At 59.2% G+C, this 15,102-nt stretch carries 13 protein-coding genes and 2 pseudogenes; 11 read left to right on the forward strand and 4 right to left on the reverse strand.

The genetic code is table 11. The features are described 5' to 3' along the window. Positions 1-26 precede the first annotated feature (26 nt). The 5 genes from repA (at position 27) to ACO2Q5_RS22975 (ending at position 4,856) form a co-directional block, all read left to right on the forward strand. A complete protein-coding gene (repA, locus tag ACO2Q5_RS22955; protein WP_423295412.1) occupies positions 27-1,214 on the forward strand; it encodes a plasmid partitioning protein RepA in 1,188 nt (395 codons plus the stop codon). Beyond that, entirely contained in the window at positions 1,214-2,284 is a 1,071-nt protein-coding gene (gene repB / locus ACO2Q5_RS22960; RefSeq protein WP_423295414.1) for a plasmid partitioning protein RepB, read from the forward strand. The genes repA and repB overlap by 1 nt, the downstream gene beginning before the upstream one ends. Before the next feature lie 155 nt (positions 2,285-2,439). Then, positions 2,440-3,489, forward strand: coding sequence for a helix-turn-helix domain-containing protein (locus ACO2Q5_RS22965; RefSeq protein WP_423295416.1), 1,050 nt, complete (start codon positions 2,440-2,442; stop codon positions 3,487-3,489). A gap of 703 nt (positions 3,490-4,192) precedes the next feature. Beyond that, complete coding sequence (locus ACO2Q5_RS22970) at positions 4,193-4,447, forward strand: type II toxin-antitoxin system prevent-host-death family antitoxin (RefSeq protein WP_241524142.1); 255 nt, start codon at positions 4,193-4,195, stop codon at positions 4,445-4,447. Positions 4,448-4,499: 52 nt separating this feature from the next. Beyond that, positions 4,500-4,856, forward strand: coding sequence for a hypothetical protein (locus tag ACO2Q5_RS22975; protein ID WP_423295418.1), 357 nt, complete (start codon positions 4,500-4,502; stop codon positions 4,854-4,856). A gap of 28 nt (positions 4,857-4,884) precedes the next feature. Here the strand turns inward: ACO2Q5_RS22975 and ACO2Q5_RS22980 are convergent, their stop codons facing one another. Beyond that, positions 4,885-5,178 carry a hypothetical protein gene (locus ACO2Q5_RS22980; RefSeq protein WP_009503883.1) on the reverse strand — a complete coding sequence of 98 codons (294 nt, stop codon included), beginning with the start codon at positions 5,176-5,178 and terminating at the stop codon, positions 4,885-4,887. Positions 5,179-5,400: 222 nt separating this feature from the next. Between ACO2Q5_RS22980 and ACO2Q5_RS22985 the strand changes: the two are divergent. Further along, positions 5,401-6,310: pseudogene (locus ACO2Q5_RS22985) on the forward strand (type IV secretory system conjugative DNA transfer family protein); the annotation flags it as partial. 189 nt (positions 6,311-6,499) lie between these two features. Here ACO2Q5_RS22985 and ACO2Q5_RS22990 read toward each other — a convergent pair. Both ACO2Q5_RS22990 and ACO2Q5_RS22995 read right to left on the reverse strand, forming a co-directional pair. Further along, on the reverse strand, positions 6,500-7,453 hold the full coding sequence (locus ACO2Q5_RS22990; protein ID WP_423295420.1) for an ABC transporter substrate-binding protein: 954 nt from the start codon (positions 7,451-7,453) through the stop codon (positions 6,500-6,502). 4 nt (positions 7,454-7,457) lie between these two features. After that, the gene (locus ACO2Q5_RS22995) at positions 7,458-8,042 is read right to left on the reverse strand and encodes a hypothetical protein (protein ID WP_423295422.1); all 585 of its coding nucleotides are present in this window, start codon (positions 8,040-8,042) and stop codon (positions 7,458-7,460) included. Between the two features lie 201 nt (positions 8,043-8,243). Between ACO2Q5_RS22995 and ACO2Q5_RS23000 the strand changes: the two genes are divergently transcribed. After that, entirely contained in the window at positions 8,244-9,098 is an 855-nt protein-coding gene (locus tag ACO2Q5_RS23000) for a WYL domain-containing protein (RefSeq protein WP_423295424.1), read from the forward strand. Beyond that, positions 9,095-9,742, forward strand: a complete 648-nt coding sequence (locus ACO2Q5_RS23005; RefSeq protein WP_423295426.1) for a DUF1819 family protein — start codon at positions 9,095-9,097, stop codon at positions 9,740-9,742. Before ACO2Q5_RS23000 ends, ACO2Q5_RS23005 begins: the two co-directional genes overlap by 4 nt. On the opposite strand, the pseudogene ACO2Q5_RS23010 reads toward ACO2Q5_RS23005, so the two are convergent. Then, positions 9,687-9,815 (reverse strand): annotated as a pseudogene (locus ACO2Q5_RS23010) (hypothetical protein); the annotation flags it as partial. The gene ACO2Q5_RS23005 and the pseudogene ACO2Q5_RS23010 sit on opposite strands and share 56 nt — an antisense overlap. Positions 9,816-10,059: 244 nt before the next feature. On the opposite strand from ACO2Q5_RS23010, the gene ACO2Q5_RS23015 reads away from it, so the two are divergent. The 3 genes from ACO2Q5_RS23015 to ACO2Q5_RS23025 are packed head-to-tail and all read left to right on the forward strand — an operon-like array spanning position 10,060 to position 14,982. Continuing rightward, positions 10,060-11,127 (forward strand): HlyD family secretion protein, encoded by a 1,068-nt coding sequence (locus tag ACO2Q5_RS23015; protein ID WP_423295428.1) that lies wholly within the window; start codon positions 10,060-10,062, stop codon positions 11,125-11,127. After that, entirely contained in the window at positions 11,124-13,862 is a 2,739-nt protein-coding gene (gene rbbA / locus ACO2Q5_RS23020) for a ribosome-associated ATPase/putative transporter RbbA (protein WP_423295430.1), read from the forward strand. The genes ACO2Q5_RS23015 and rbbA overlap by 4 nt, the downstream gene beginning before the upstream one ends. A 7-nt stretch (positions 13,863-13,869) precedes the next feature. Then, positions 13,870-14,982 (forward strand): ABC transporter permease, encoded by a 1,113-nt coding sequence (locus ACO2Q5_RS23025; RefSeq protein ID WP_423295432.1) that lies wholly within the window; start codon positions 13,870-13,872, stop codon positions 14,980-14,982. The last annotated feature ends 120 nt before the right edge of the window (positions 14,983-15,102 follow it).

The following is a 15,102-nucleotide window of genomic DNA, read 5'->3' on the forward strand; positions in this document are numbered from 1 at the left end:
CCCGGAAGACGGGCGGCGGGACGGGCATGAACGAGCAGCGGATCAGAATGGATCAAAAGATCCAAACGATGGCGACACGTCTAAGCAAATCGCTTGATGTGAATATGCGCAAGTCGTTTCTACCTGATGAACGAAAGGCTCTCAGACGCTTCTCATCCACGGAAGTTGCCCAGATCCTCGGTGTAAGCCAAGATTTTTTGCGGAAGATGTTTTTCGAGGACAAGCTCGATCTCGGTGACATCGAGACAGACGCCCGCGGCCGCAGGTTCTACACTGCAGAGCAAATCGATATAGCGCGCCACGAAATAGCCCGGTCAAGCATCAAGTTCCAGCATATCGTTCCTCGTCGTCGGGATGGGGAGCATATCCAGATCATTTCGATCGCCAACTTCAAAGGGGGCGCTGGGAAGACGACAACGGCGATCCATCTGGCCCAAAAGCTTGCCCTTGATGGTTATCGAGTTCTGGCAATCGATCTCGACCCACAAGCCTCAATGACCACCATGTTCGGTTTCCGGCCGGAAATCGACTTCCCTGAGGCCGGAACGGTGTACGATGCCCTTCGGTACGAGGACCCTATCCCATTTAGAGACGTTGTGCGCAAAACGTATTTCCACAACCTCGATCTAGCCGCGGCCGGCTTGTTGCTCTCTGAGTTCGAGACCGAAACCGCACACGCCCTTCGAAACAATATCAGGCCGCCGTTCTATCAGCGGCTTGCCCTTTGCATTAATGAAGTTGAGACAGACTACGATATTGTCGTCATCGACTGCCCACCGCAACTCGGGTTTACCACACTATCGGCTTTGGTGGCGTCGACATCCCTAGTCGTCACTGTCATTCCAAGCATGCTTGACGTAGCCTCGATGGCCCAATTCCTGCAGCTCACATCCAGCCTCATGGCAACAATTGCTGATGTGGGCGCATCGCCCGACTGGGACTTCATGAGATTTCTAATCACTCGTTTCGAGCCCAATGACGGCCCCCAAACCCAGATGGCGGCATTCCTGCGGACCATGTTCACGGATGACGTTCTTACTCAGCCTTTCCTGAAATCCTCTGCAGTCTCTGACGCTGGGCTCACGCAACAGACACTGTTCGAGATCGCCAGAACGGATTTTCATCGCCAGACGTACGATCGGGCTATCGAGTCCATCAACGGGGTTGTGGCGGAGGTCGAAGGGCTCATCAAAACGGCATGGGGGCGTAAGTAATGGCCCGCAAAGTCACATTCGACATTCCCGAGGATGAAGAAAAGCAGCAGAGCTCGTCAATTTCTCCGACTCGAACCCAGTCACGAGCCCCTGCCCTTTCGGGAATGGCCCGTTCTCTTCAGGATGCGGCTCAATCTTCAATTCAAGAAATCAGTACCGACCTTATTGATGATTCCGAGTTCCAGGATCGTCTGGCCCTGGATGACGAAGATGACATCAGGGAACTGGCTGAAAGCATTGACAAGCAGGGACAGCTTATCCCGATACTTCTGAGCCCCGAAGGGGGCCGGTACAGGATCATCTATGGGCGCAGGCGATTAGCGGCCCTTCGACTTATTGGCAAGCCCGCAAAGGCTCTCATCAGAGGCTTGGATGAGGATCAAGCGATTCTTGCACAAGGCCAAGAGAACAGCTTCCGAAAAGACCTCAGCTGGATCGAGAAAGCCCTGTTTGCACGTTCTCTCATAGAGTCCGGCAAGGATGAGGGACTGGTCTGTGACGCCCTCAACATCGATCAGAAAGCCAGGAAAGCCGGTGACAAGCTCACGGGACTTGCTCGCATGAAACAAGTCACTTCCTGTATTCCGACTGAACTCATCCAAAAGATCGGGGCGGCACCCGGGGTTGGACGGGATCGTTGGTATGCTGCCGCAAAGTCTTATGAGAGCCTTGGCTTCTCAGGAGATGAAGGGTTTCCGGCCGGAAACCGAGAATTCCATGATGCTCTCATGGAATCCAGAGGTTCAGGCAAGACCTCCGACGAACGCTTTGCGATCTTCGAAGGGCTCCTGAAACAGCACAAGCCCCCTGCCCCATCGGCAATCAAGACAAAACTCGGGATGGTGAAGGTCACCAAGAGAAACGTGATCATCACCGTCAAGAACGGAGATGACGGGCTTCATAAGTGGATCTCTGAGAATCCAGAGGCCGCTCTTCTCGCGCTGGCGAACGCGAAGGCCGCTGGTCCAGGGCAGATCATTACCCCAGAGAAAATGGAACCCATAGGTAACCCAGTCTCCGGCAGGGATCAGGATCTTGATGGTCCTGACATAGAAGATAACGAAAACTGAGCAGAAAGGAGGACAGGCCAGAAAAGGAAAGACCCCCCGAAAGCATTGCTTCCGAAGGGCCTCGATTAGCTTAGACACCTGATTGATACCCCGAAGCCGAATCGTTTTCAACACCGTTCGCGGTGAACGGGGAAGCTTTTTCAGCCGATATCATCATGAGACAGGTATTTTCTCACACACCCGCCTTGGCGGAACGATCTTCTGTACCCGGTACGAACCCGTACAGGGTCATCGAGCCGATCCGAGCGCTTCGCACAGAACTCGGTCTGACACCAAATGACCTAGTAACACTGCAGGCCTTGATCAGCTTCATGCCGAAGAAGGCCGGACAAACAGCTCCAATGACTATCGTCTTTCCCTCAAACGCATCATTGTCTGAGAGAACGAACGGCCTGAACGAGAGAACGATTCGACGGTGTATCGGACACCTCGTGGATGCCGGGTTGATCCAGCGCAGGGATAGTGCAACCCGCAAACGGTTCCCTCTTCGCTACGGTGGATTGATCAGAGATGCCTTTGGCTTCGATCTGCAGCCAATGTATGATCGGGAAAGAGAGCTCACCGAACACGCAGAACAGCTTGTGGGCGATCAGGAAAAGCTACGGTCTCTCAAGGCGGAGGCACTGGCTCTTCGTGTCGAGGCTTTGCGCCAAGCAAAGGATGTTGAGACTGTCTCATTTCTCCAGAACGTACGAAACATCCTACGCCGTGCAACTCTCAAAGCCGACGAAATCATAGAGCTTATCAAGAGGCTGGCAGAGTTGGCCGGAGCGACGATCAGAGAGTTTCCGGCCGGAAACCATGACGCTCAAGAAACAATGTCCGACCAAATGTCCGGCGACGACGGACAAAATGTCCGGCACGTAGAACCCACAAGATTGAATATAAAAAAAGATAGAGGAGATGCGCACAGCACATCTGGTTTCCAGGAAAGCCAAGATCCAACAATTATGGCTTGGACGGACCTGAAAAACGTATCGGACTTCTTCCCGCATGAACCGAGAGATCATCAATCAGTTCTCGAAATATTGGCCGATGTCGGAAAATTGCTAAGAATAGAACAAGGCAGGATCATGAAACACCTTAGAGAACGAGGTCCAGGGCAGCTCCTTATTGCACTCGACGAATTAATTTTGAGAGCCAGCACAGGACAGGTGAAAAACAACAACGCCTACCTTGACGCTATGATGAGGCAAGAAAACTGATGCTCTCGCCACATAAACTCGACCGGCTGGTGAGTCTGCATAGCCATCGAAGATCAAGAGACAATTGCAGCACACTTCAAACCATACGATCATCAAGAAGAAGAATGTTGATTTGAAGGTGACCCAGATCACCCGCGTCAGGTGCAGGTCTGGGATGTGATCAACTTATCATGGAACAAGAAGGCAATTTAGGTTTGCTAGATGTTCACAGACGCCTCGGCCCAGGTGGCCAACCTTACCGCCGTGTTTGTCTGTGTTAATGCTTATAACGCTGAGAGTGGCACAATGCTGCTCGATTGGCTGGTGCCGGATGAACAAGCAACCCATACCAAACTACTCTCCGAGTATCAGGCCTTAAAAGAAGAGTACGCTAGACAAGATGACCCCCCCCCCCGAGATCGATACTCAGCTTGGCGGGTTGGAAGCAGAGATCCAAAAGATCGAGATCCGGCCTTTAGCCTTCAATCCGACAGACATCGGGCGGGCAGGGGCCTTCGTCATGTTTGACCGCTAAGGCGCGCTGGCAGTCTTTCGCGGCTACGACCACCTGACCTCGGACGAGTCCGTTGAGGACGGCAACACCGCCTATGAGTACACCTACACTGGACCGTGCGGCGGTTCGGATGACACATGGAAGGGCTCAACCATCTCTTGCAGAATATTCAGAATGTATGTATATTCTGCACAAATGGAGACCCAGATCATGCATGAGCTTCCCGAGTTCAAGGCGGCCGACCTGACGCGGCACACAAGTGACCTGTTTGACGCAGCCATTCGGTCGCCGATTGCGATCACCAAACATCGCAAGCCGAAATTCGTGCTGATGAGCATGGACCAGTACCAGCACCTCACCCGGGGGGCCACGCAACAGGCTCATATGGTTGACGAGATGCCCGAGGATCTCAAGGCGCTGATGATTGAAGGGCTCGAGCGGGACTTGACGCGGGCGGATGACTAAGCCGAGTGCTGGAGAGGTTTTCCGCTATCCGTTCTTGTGGAAACGCGAACAGATGGCCGGTGAGACCGAGGGCCGCAAGACGCGGCCTGTTTGTATCGCCGTCACTGTCGCCAGGTCCGATAGCGAGACCGTGGTGTTCATCCTGCCGATCACCACGCAGCCGCCCTTGCCATCGCGCAAGTTCATCGAGGTGCCACAGATCGAGTCGCAGCGCGTGGGGTTGGAAACCCATGTCCGCAAATGGGTCATGCTGGACGAGATCAACACCGATATTCTGGAGCGGTCCTATGTCTGGGAGGACCGCACGCCCATCGGCACGTTCAGTTCCGTCTTCACATCCAAAATCCAGTCCAGCCTGATCGCGCTTGCCAGGTCGGGCGGGGCATCGATTGTTGATCGGCTTAAGTAGTCTCAATCACCGCAGGGGCTACCCAGCTTCATTTGTTCCCATCGATCCATTTTGACATCAGCCCCTTGTCGCGGAAACACTCATCCGGGACGGCGCGGCGTTTGATCCGGGCGAGACGCTCGGCGAAGGCGACCTGCTTCGATGTCGGGCGGCTGTCCTGCGCGCCCGGGTTCAACTTGGCTTGTGCGTCGATCCAGGCGCTCAGGGACCGCCGATCTTGCTGAACCTCCCACGGCAAAAGCGTCTGGGTGCGCAAGGCCAGCGCGCGCGCATAGGCGATCTGCTTGGGCGTCGCGGGCAGGGCGTAAGTGGTGCTTTCCATCGGGGATCTCCCTTCTTAGCGTGGTCCTTAAAATAGAACATAACAGGAACAAAATCAAGCCACCTGCGGAAATCATGGGGTTTGAGAGGAAGAGGAGGGCCGGGGGAGGTCAGGCCTGAGGATGCCCGAAAGAGGGTGCCCGGGCCTGATCCTGTTCCTCATTGGGGTCTGATGCCGGAAAGTGCAGGATTCTGCGTTCTCATGAGCTTCGCATTTAACAATCTCCGGCAGGGATCGGTCGTGACGCTCGATGTGAAGGGCGAGTGCTTTGAGGCCACGGCCCGGCATCGCGCAGCCCAAGGCGACAAGGTCTATCGCTTTGCCCCCACCGATTGGGAGGGCAAGCGCACGCATCGTTACAACCCGCTCCTGCGCATCTTTGAGCTGAAAGATCCCGCGCGCCAGCAGATGGAACTGCAGCTCCTGGCGACGCTTTTTCTGCAAAGCGACAATGACCGGGTGCAGGGGCTGCTCAAGGGCGGGATCGATCTCTTCGTGGCGGCAGGCCTGCTGGCCTTCCAGCGCAAGCGCCCCACCTTGGGCGAGATCTACCGCATCGCCGCCTCGGGCGGGAACAAGCAGAAGGAGTATTTCGCGCGCGGCCATGAGGTGGATAACCGGGCGGCCAAGCTGATCTTCACCCGGCTGGCGTCCACCAACAACGATACGCTGACCTCCTATGTCTCGCTCCTGATGACCTCGGGGCTCGACCAATGGCAGAACCCGGCCATCGATGAAGCGACGGCGGTGTCGGACTTTGACTTCCGGACTATCCGCAAGAAGCCTTTTTCGGTCTATCTCGTGGTCCAGCCGCTGATGGTGAAGCCGCTCGCGCCGCTGATCCGGCTGTTTTTCTCTGACCTGCTCTCGGCCATGCAGGAAAAGGACCCCGGGCCGGATGAGCCATGGCCCGTGATGATCATGCTCGACGAGTTCAATCGCCTCGGCAAAATGCCCATCGTGGTCGAAAGCATCGAGACACTGCGCACCTATCGTGGTCACCTCGCCGTTGTCACCCAAACCATCCCCGCCCTCGATGAAATCTACGGCGAAAACACCCGCCGCGCCTTGCAGGGGAATGCGGGCGTGAAGCTCTACCTGACGCCCTCCGATGAAAAAACCGTCGAGGATCAGCTTTGCATCGCCAAGCGCACCCGCAAGCGCGGAAAAGGGCGCGGCGAGCGAGCCGCGCCCCAGTTCGGGAAAAATCGCCTGCAGGACAACGAACAGAAATGGCATGGCCACGACCAGACCCAGTCCCACCGCCGCAATGATGACAGATGGGCTGACCGCCTCGACTGACCGTGCCATTCCTGTGTCCTTACTGCGCGAAGGCTTCGGCAAAGGCCTCCAGCGTTTCGGCGCGTTTGCCATAAACGGTGGCGGCGTCAATCGGCAGGATCTTCAGATCGCCGATCAGAGGACGGTCGGCGGCAACATCGGCGCGCGCGGGCATCAGGTTCTGCTTCGCCACGATGGCCTGCCCGGCATCCGACAGCATGTAGTCAACAAAGGCCTTGGCCTCGTCCTGATTGTCCGACCATTCCATGATCATCACCGGGCGTGGCGCAATGACGGTGCCACTTGTCGGAAAGATCACCTCGATCGACTCGCCCTTGGCCTTGCCGTTGAGCGAAATGTAATCGACAGCACCGAACACGGCGGCCTTGGCCCCTTGCAGCACAGGGTTCAGGGCATCGGCATTGGCTCCGGCAACAATGGCACCATTGGCGGCAAGGCCGTCAAACATCGACATGTCACCATCAGCCGAAAGTGCTGCGACCAGCTCAAACGCCGACCCGGACTGCGCCGGATCGGGCAGGTTCACCAGATCCTTGTATTCTGGCTTGGCCAGGTCGGCCCATTCCGCCGGGCGCGGTGTGCCGGAGTTCGGGTTCCAAGCGATTGCCAGCGCGGCCACGCCTTGCGCGACGGCCGTGTCGGTTTTCAGGAAATCAGGCACCATTGCCGCATTCGGGCTGGCATAGGGCACCAGCCAGCCGCGCTCGGCGAAATCGGTCGCGGTATCCCACGAGGCCGAAATCAGCACGTCGACCACAGGGTTGGCGGCTTCGGCCTCGATCCGGGCCATGACATTGCCGGTGGTGGCCTGAAAGAATTCAACCTTGGTGCCGGTTTCGGCGGTAAAGCCGGCGGCCAGATCGGCAATCAGCTTTTCGGGGCCAGCGGTATAAACGGTGACATCGGCAAAAGCGGTGCTGGCGGCAAAAAAGGCAGTCGCGGCAACGGAGGCGTGAAGGGCAGTTTTCAACATCGGATTATCCTTGTTGTGCGGTCTCAACGACCCCTTCGCCTTGGCTTATGGCAGCGGGTGAAGTTGGGTCGGTTATGGGCGGCGCTGAATTTGTCACGGTCGGTGTCACCGGGAAGGCGATGCCGTAACGGGCCTGCAGATAGGCCATTTGCAGTTGAGCAAGCGTGAGCTTTTCCGTTTCCACGCGGCTCAGGGCCACCGCCTGGATCAATCCGCCTGCCGAGGCCGCTTCTCGCTCTGCGGTCTCGACACGACTCTGTTGTGCGGCCATTTCTCCTAGAAGCTGCTCGGCGCGCTCTGGATCCGGCTCTACCGCCGGTACGGTGACCTCGATCATCGCGCCAGCGGTTTCCGCCGCCTGTCGTGCCTCCACGACCGTGCGCAAGAGAAGCAGAGCCTCGCGGCGGCTCTCGGCCAGCATACGGATCAATCCCCCGTCATAACGGGAGATCGTCGCATCGACTTCGGAAATCTGGCTGTCGATCGCTGCAATTTCTGCGTCCAGCGGAGAGCCTTCTTGTGCGACGGCGCCTGCCGTCAGGCAGGTGCTGATCAACAAGGATGCGGTGAGCGTACGAAGTTTCGTCATGCAAAAGCTCCTTTTCCCTTCCAGTGAGCGGTGCGGGAGGGTAATGCTGGGGCGAGCCCCCAAGTTTGTGATACGTCTAATAACGTGACGGGCTTGTCACGAATCGACTTCCTGTCACCTCAAGGGTCATATGGTCTGATTTGTGAGTCAATCTAAAAACTGGACGCGTGTAGATTTGCGACATATAGATGAGGGCACTAGGTGACTCGCAAGAAGGGCAAGCAGCTGAACTGGGGTGTCGAACGTCGATATGAGTTCATCGAGTTTCGCCTGTTCTGGCAGGGGCGGATAAACCGAGGGGATTTGATGGACGCGTTCGGGGTTTCAACACAGCAGGCATCGCTGGACCTGAACGCCTATATCGATCAGGCCAAGCGGAACCTCGTCTATGACAAGAGTCTGCGCACCTACCTGCGCGGCAAACAATTCAAGCCCAAATATCTCAAGCCCGATGCGGAGGAGTACTTCGCGCAGCTGCGGGCCGTTGATCAGGGGCTTGTGAGCGCGGAGCAAAGCTGGATCAGCGTCTTTCCGGGCTTTGGAGCAACGCCGACACCTGCCCGAGGTGTGGCGCCTGAAACGCTGCGCGATGTTCTTGCGGCGATCCGTTTGCCGGCCGCCTTACAGGTGACCTATCAGTCGATGTCGCGCCCTGAGCCAAACGCGCGCTGGATTGAGCCTCACGCTCTCGCATTTGACGGCTTTCGTTGGCATGCCCGTGCGTTTTGCCAGAATGACCAGGTCTTCAAGGATTTTCTCCTCTCACGCATTGTGGAGGTCGGGGACCAAGGGCCTGTTACGTCAGACCATGGCTCCGATGCCGCTTGGCACACAGACGTCGTGCTCGAGATTGGGCCGCATCCGGACCTCTCCGACAACCAACGCCGCGCGATAGAGATGGATTACGGCATGGAGGCGGGCCGCGCGCAGATCGTGGTCCGCCGCGCGCTGTTGTTCTACGCGCTTAAGAGGCTGGGGCTTGATACCGACCCCGCCGCTCGAAAACCGCAGGACCAGCAGATCGTGCTGTTGAATCGAGACGAGGTCGTTGGATGACCATGGCAGCACGAAAAGCAGACTTCGGAGCAAACCATCAGCCCTACAAAATGTCATTCACCTCTGGGGGGCTGTTTCTGAATGAGAGCGTGATCGTCGCCGAACTGCACGTGATTGGTGAAGATTGGAAAGTAACGCTTTCACGCGCGCTCGAAGAGGGAGCGACGTCTTTGCCGAAGGCGGCTTCAAACCGGCGCACCCTCCGCGAAATCGTCAACCGCCTGATGACGCTGACCGAAGACGAAATCCGTTTTTTCGTCAGTGGGCCCGGTCGACAAGAACAACAACACCTACTGTGGATCGCCACATGTCGGGCTTACAGGTTCGTGCGTGAGTTCGCTATTGAGGTCATTTGTGATCGGTATCTCGCCTATCAACTGGACCTGCCGCTCGAGAGCTTCGACATATTCTTTGATGCCAAAGCCGATTGGAATGAGGGGTTGGCCTCGATCAGCGACAGCACCCGCAACAAGCTCCGGCAGATCCTGTTCCGCATGATGCGGGAAGCTGGCGTTATCTCTGGCGATAATCGGTGCCGAACGCGCGATGGACATAGGCTACATCAACCCCGGCCGCGGAGGCGATGTCACGCAGACTGGTATCGGAATAGGGCGTCCGTGCAAAAAGCAGCATCGCCGATGTGAGGATGCGTTCTTTCCCGGTTGTGTGCCCCGGCGCACGGTCAGTCATGTTGGCTGAGGTGAGGGACCTTGGCATAGGCGGTTCGTGTTCGTCCGATGACTCTGACGCAAAAAAACTGAGAATCTTCCCACAGCCAGACGGCAGCAGAATCCGGTCTGGCCCAGAGCATGCTGTCTAGCTGCTTTATCGGCCAGGGACAACCAGGCACCCTATTCTTGTGGCAAAGATGCAGATTTTCAACTTGTCATCGGTCGTTGACAACAGGGCACCGCAGGACGAAAACCGCAGTGGGACTGGCGCAAAGCATCAGAGGCAGGTCATGGAAAAGCCCGGCAGGAACATCATCATTCTGGGCGGCCTCACCGTTGTCGCCGCGCTTGGCTGGCTGGCTTGGGACCGGCTGCAGCCCGCCGATCTGCCTGCCGGATTAGCCAGTGCCAATGGCCGGATCGAGGCGACCGAGGTGGATATTGCGGCGCTGACCGGTGGCCGGATCGCCGAAATCACCGCTGCCGAGGGTGATCTCGTCAGCGCAGGCGATGTGCTGGTGCAGATGGATGTGGTACAGCTGAACGCGCAGAAACGCCAGGCCGAGGCGCAGCTTGCCCGCGCGGAAATTGGTGTCGAAACCGCAAAGGCGCTGGTCGCTCAGGCCGAGGCTCAGGAGCGCGCGGCCCAGGCGGCGGTTGACCAGGCGGCTTCGGTGGCCGAGGCGGCATCGCTCAAGCTTGAACGGTCCGAACAGCTGGCAAAGACCAATGCGATCTCGCAGCAGGTGCTGGATGATGACCGCGCCCGGGACGCCCAGGCCCGTGCCGGTGTGGCCTCGGCCGAGGCCAGCCATGCGGCGGCGCTGGCCGGTATCAGCAGCGCGAAGGCGCAGGTGGTGGATGCGGTCGCGGCGGTCGCGGCGGCAAAAGCCTCGATCGACGCCATTCAGGCCACGCTGGACGATGCCACGCTGAAGGCCCCGCGCTCTGGCCGCATCCAGTACCGCATCGCGCAAGAGGGCGAGATCGTTGGCTCGGGCGGGCGCATCCTCAGCCTCGTCGATCTGGGGGACGTCTACATGACGGTTTTCCTGCCGACCTCGCAGGTCGGTCGGGTGCAGGTGGGATCCGAAGTGCGCCTCGTGCTGGATGCCGCGCCAGAGCTGACCATCCCGGCCACGGTTTCTTATGTCGCCGATGTGGCGCAGTTCACGCCCAAGACGGTCGAGACCGCCAACGAGCGCGAGAAGCTGATGTTCCGCGTCCGCGCCCGGATCGACCCGGAATTGCTGGCGCGCCATATCGAATATGTCAAAACCGGCCTGCCGGGGATGGCGTATCTGCGGCTTGACCCGAAAGCGGCCTGGCCTGACTTTCTGGCCAATGTCGTGAAATGAGCGGTCCCGTTTCCGGACCTGTCGCAGGGGTTGCCGGCCTGACGCTGCGCTATGGCAGGGTCACCGCGCTGGATGATGTGACGCTGGAAATCCCCTCGGGGCAGATGGTCGGGCTGATCGGGCCGGATGGGGTGGGAAAATCCAGCCTCCTGTCCCTGCTTGCCGGAGCGCGGAAGATTCAGGGCGGCGCGGTCACGATCCTGGGGGGTGATATGCGCGATGTGGCGCATAGAAGCCGGGTCTGTCCTCGCATCGCCTATATGCCGCAGGGCTTGGGCAAGAACCTCTATCCGACCCTTTCGGTGGAGGAGAACCTTGATTTCTTCGGCGCGCTTTTCGGCCACGACAGGCCAGAGCGCGAACGCCGCATCACCGATCTGTTGGCGGCCACCGGCATGACGCCCTTTCGCGACCGCCCGGCGGCAAAGCTTTCGGGCGGCATGAAGCAGAAGCTGGGCCTGTGCTGCGCGCTGATCCATGACCCGGATCTTCTGATCCTTGACGAGCCGACCACGGGCGTCGATCCGCTGTCGCGGCGGCAGTTCTGGGACCTGATCGACCGCATCCGCCTGACCCGGCCGGGGATGAGCGTGATCACGGCCACCGCCTATATGGAAGAGGCCGCGCACTTTGACTGGCTGGTGGCGATGAATGCGGGCCGGGTGCTGGCGACCGGCACCACGGCGGACCTTCTTGCGCGCACCGGGGCGGAGACGCTCGACGCGGCCTTCATCGCACTTTTGCCCGAGGCCGACCGGGGAGAGGACAGTGCAGTGGTGATCCCGCCGCGCGCGGGCGGTGACGACGAGATCGCCATCGAGGCCGAGGGACTGACGCAGCGCTTTGGCGATTTCGTCGCGGTGGACAATGTGTCCTTCCGCATTCCCAAAGGCGAGATTTTCGGTTTTCTGGGGTCGAACGGCTGCGGCAAGACCACGACGATGAAGATGCTGACCGGCCTTCTGGAACCGACCGAAGGTCGTGCGAAGCTTTTTGGCCATGAGGTCGATGCGAGCGACCTGTCCGTGCGCCGCCGGGTCGGTTTCATGTCCCAGGCCTTCTCGCTTTATGCCGAACTGACGGTGCGGCAGAACCTGGAGCTGCATGCGCGGCTTTTCCATATGGCCGCGGAAAAGATTCCGGGCCGCGTCGAAGCCATGATCGCCCGTTTCGATCTGGGTGACGTGACCGACAGCCTGCCCGAGGCGCTTCCGCTGGGCATTCGCCAGCGGCTCTCGCTGGCGGTGGCGATGATCCATGCGCCCGAAATCCTGATCCTTGATGAGCCGACCTCCGGCGTCGATCCGGTGGCGCGCAACGGCTTCTGGCGCATTCTGGCGGAACTGTCGCGCAAGGACGGCGTGACGATTTTTGTCTCGACCCATTTCATGAACGAGGCCGAGTGGTGCGACCGCATCAGCCTGATGCACGCGGGCAAGGTGCTGGTCTCGGACACGGCCGAGCGTATCACCAAAGCCAAAGGCTGTGCCACGCTGGAAGATGCCTTCATCGCCTATCTGCAAGAGGCAATTGGCGCGCCTGCGCCCGCACCCGCGCCGGAGGCCCCGGCACCAGCAGCCGTCGAGAGCCGTCCCGAGACGCAATCCGGTTTCAGCCTGCGGCGTCTGCTCAGCTACTCGCAACTCGAAGGCCTGCAGCTGCGGCGTGACCCGATCCGCCTGACGATGGCACTGCTCGGCAGCCTCATCCTGATGATCGTGATCGGGCTTGGCATCAACATGGATGTCGAGGATCTGAGTTTCGCCGTGCTTGACCGCGACCAGACCACCACAAGCCGCAGCTATATCGCTGATATTGCGGGCTCGCGCTATTTCATCGAACAACCTCCGCTGGCAAGTTACGACGAGATCGACGCGCGGATGCGGTCTGGCGAGCTGGCGCTGGCGATCGAGATCCCGCCCGGTTTTGCCGCCGATATCGCGGCGGGCCGCAATGTACAGGTCGGCGCATGGTTTGACGGGGCCAATCCCACCCGCGCCAATACCGTCCAGGGCTATGTGCAGGGTATGCATGGCGACTGGATCATGCGCCTGGCCCGCCAGATCTACGGCGATGCTGCCAGCACCGGAAGTTTTGAGCTGGTGACCCGCTACCGCTACAACCCCGATGTGCGCAGCCTGAATGCGATGGTGCCGGCGATCATCCCGCTATTGCTGCTGATGATCCCCGCGATCCTGACCACGCTTTCGGTTGCGCGCGAACGCGAATTGGGCTCGATCATCAATTTCTACGTCACCCCGGTGACGCGGCTGGAATTCCTGATCGGCAAGCAGCTGCCGTACATCGCGCTGGCCATGCTGAACTTCTTCCTGATGATGGCCATGGCGGTGACCTTCTTTGCGGTGCCCTTCAACGGAAGTTTCCTCGGCTTCACCCTTTCGGCGCTGATCTACGTTACCGCGACCACGGCGCTTGGCTTCCTGGTGTCCGTCTTTATCGCAAGCCAGGTCGCGGCGCTTTTCGCCACCGCGCTTTTGACCATGATCCCGGCGGTCAGCTATTCCGGCCTGATCGACCCGGTCTCGTCGCTTTCAGGCTTTGGCCGGATCCTGGGCGAGATCTACCCCTCGACCTGGTTCATCACCGCCGCGCGGGGAGCGTTTTCCAAGGCTTTCGGGCTGTCGGAGCTGGCCGGGCCGATGCTGGCCATGGGGATCGCCGTGCCGGTGATCATCGGGCTGGCGGCAGTCTTCCTGCAAAAACAGGCGAAGTGAGGGGCGGATGAACCTGCGCAACACCTTCAATCTGGGCGTCAAGGAATTGCGCGGGCTCTGGCGCGATCCGGTGATGCTGGTGCTGATCGTCTATTCCTTCTCGCTTTCGGTCTGGACCTCGTCAAATGCCGCGCCCGAGGCGCTGACCAATGCCGCGATCTCGATTGTGGACGAGGACCAGTCGCATCTCTCCTCGCGCATCACCACGGCCTTTTACCCGCCCTATTTTGTCGAACCGCAGATGATCACCACGGCCGAGATGGATCAGCGGATGGATCAGGGCCTCGACACTTTCGCGCTGAACATCCCTCCGGATTTCGCGCGTGATGTGCTGGCGGGGAAAAGCCCGGCGATCCAGTTGAATATCGACGCGACCCGGATGAGCCAGGCCTTTACCGGCGGCGGTTATATCCAGCAGATCGTCTCCTCTGAGGTCTCGGAATATGTCGCAGGCTACCGGGCCGCTACCGCGCTGCCGGTCGATCTGGCGCTCCGCGCGCGCTATAACCCCTCGCTTGATCCGAAATGGTTCGGGGCGATTTCCAGCGTGATCCAGTCGATCACCATGCTGTCTTTGGTGCTGACCGGGGCGGCGCTGATCCGCGAGAAGGAGCACGGTACGGTCGAACATCTGCTGGTGATGCCCGTCACCGCGACCGAGATCATGTTCTCGAAAATCTGGTCGATGGGGCTGGTGGTGCTGCTGGGCTCCGCCTTTTCGCTGGTCATGGTGGTGCAGGGGCTGATGGCGGTGCCGGTACAGGGCTCCGTCCTGCTGTTTCTCGCGGGCGCGGTGCTTATGGTCTTCGCCATGACCGGCCTTGGTATTTTCCTTGCGACCGTTGCGGGGTCGATGCCGCAATTCGCGCTTCTTCTCATGATGGCGCTCTTGCCGCTGCAGGTGCTGTCGGGCGCGATGACGCCGCGTGAATCCATGCCCGAGATCATCCAGACCATCATGCTTGCAGCCCCCAATACGCATTTCATCATCCTCTCGCAAGCCATCCTCTTCCGGGGCGCGGGGCTGGATGTGGTCTGGCCACAATTCCTCGCGCTCGTGGTGATCGGAGTGGCGCTGTTCTGGTTGGCGCTGATACGATTCCGCAAATTCCTGCGGTAATACAAGATGCTCAGTCGCCTGCTGCTTACTCTGACTCTCGTGTTGGCTGCCTGCAACACACGCCCAGGGCCCGAGGTTCTGGCTCCCGATGACGGGGCCCTGCCTGCAGGCGCCCGCATC

Source organism: Neotabrizicola sp. VNH66 (genome assembly GCF_049445895.1).
Lineage (GTDB): Bacteria > Pseudomonadota > Alphaproteobacteria > Rhodobacterales > Rhodobacteraceae > Pseudogemmobacter.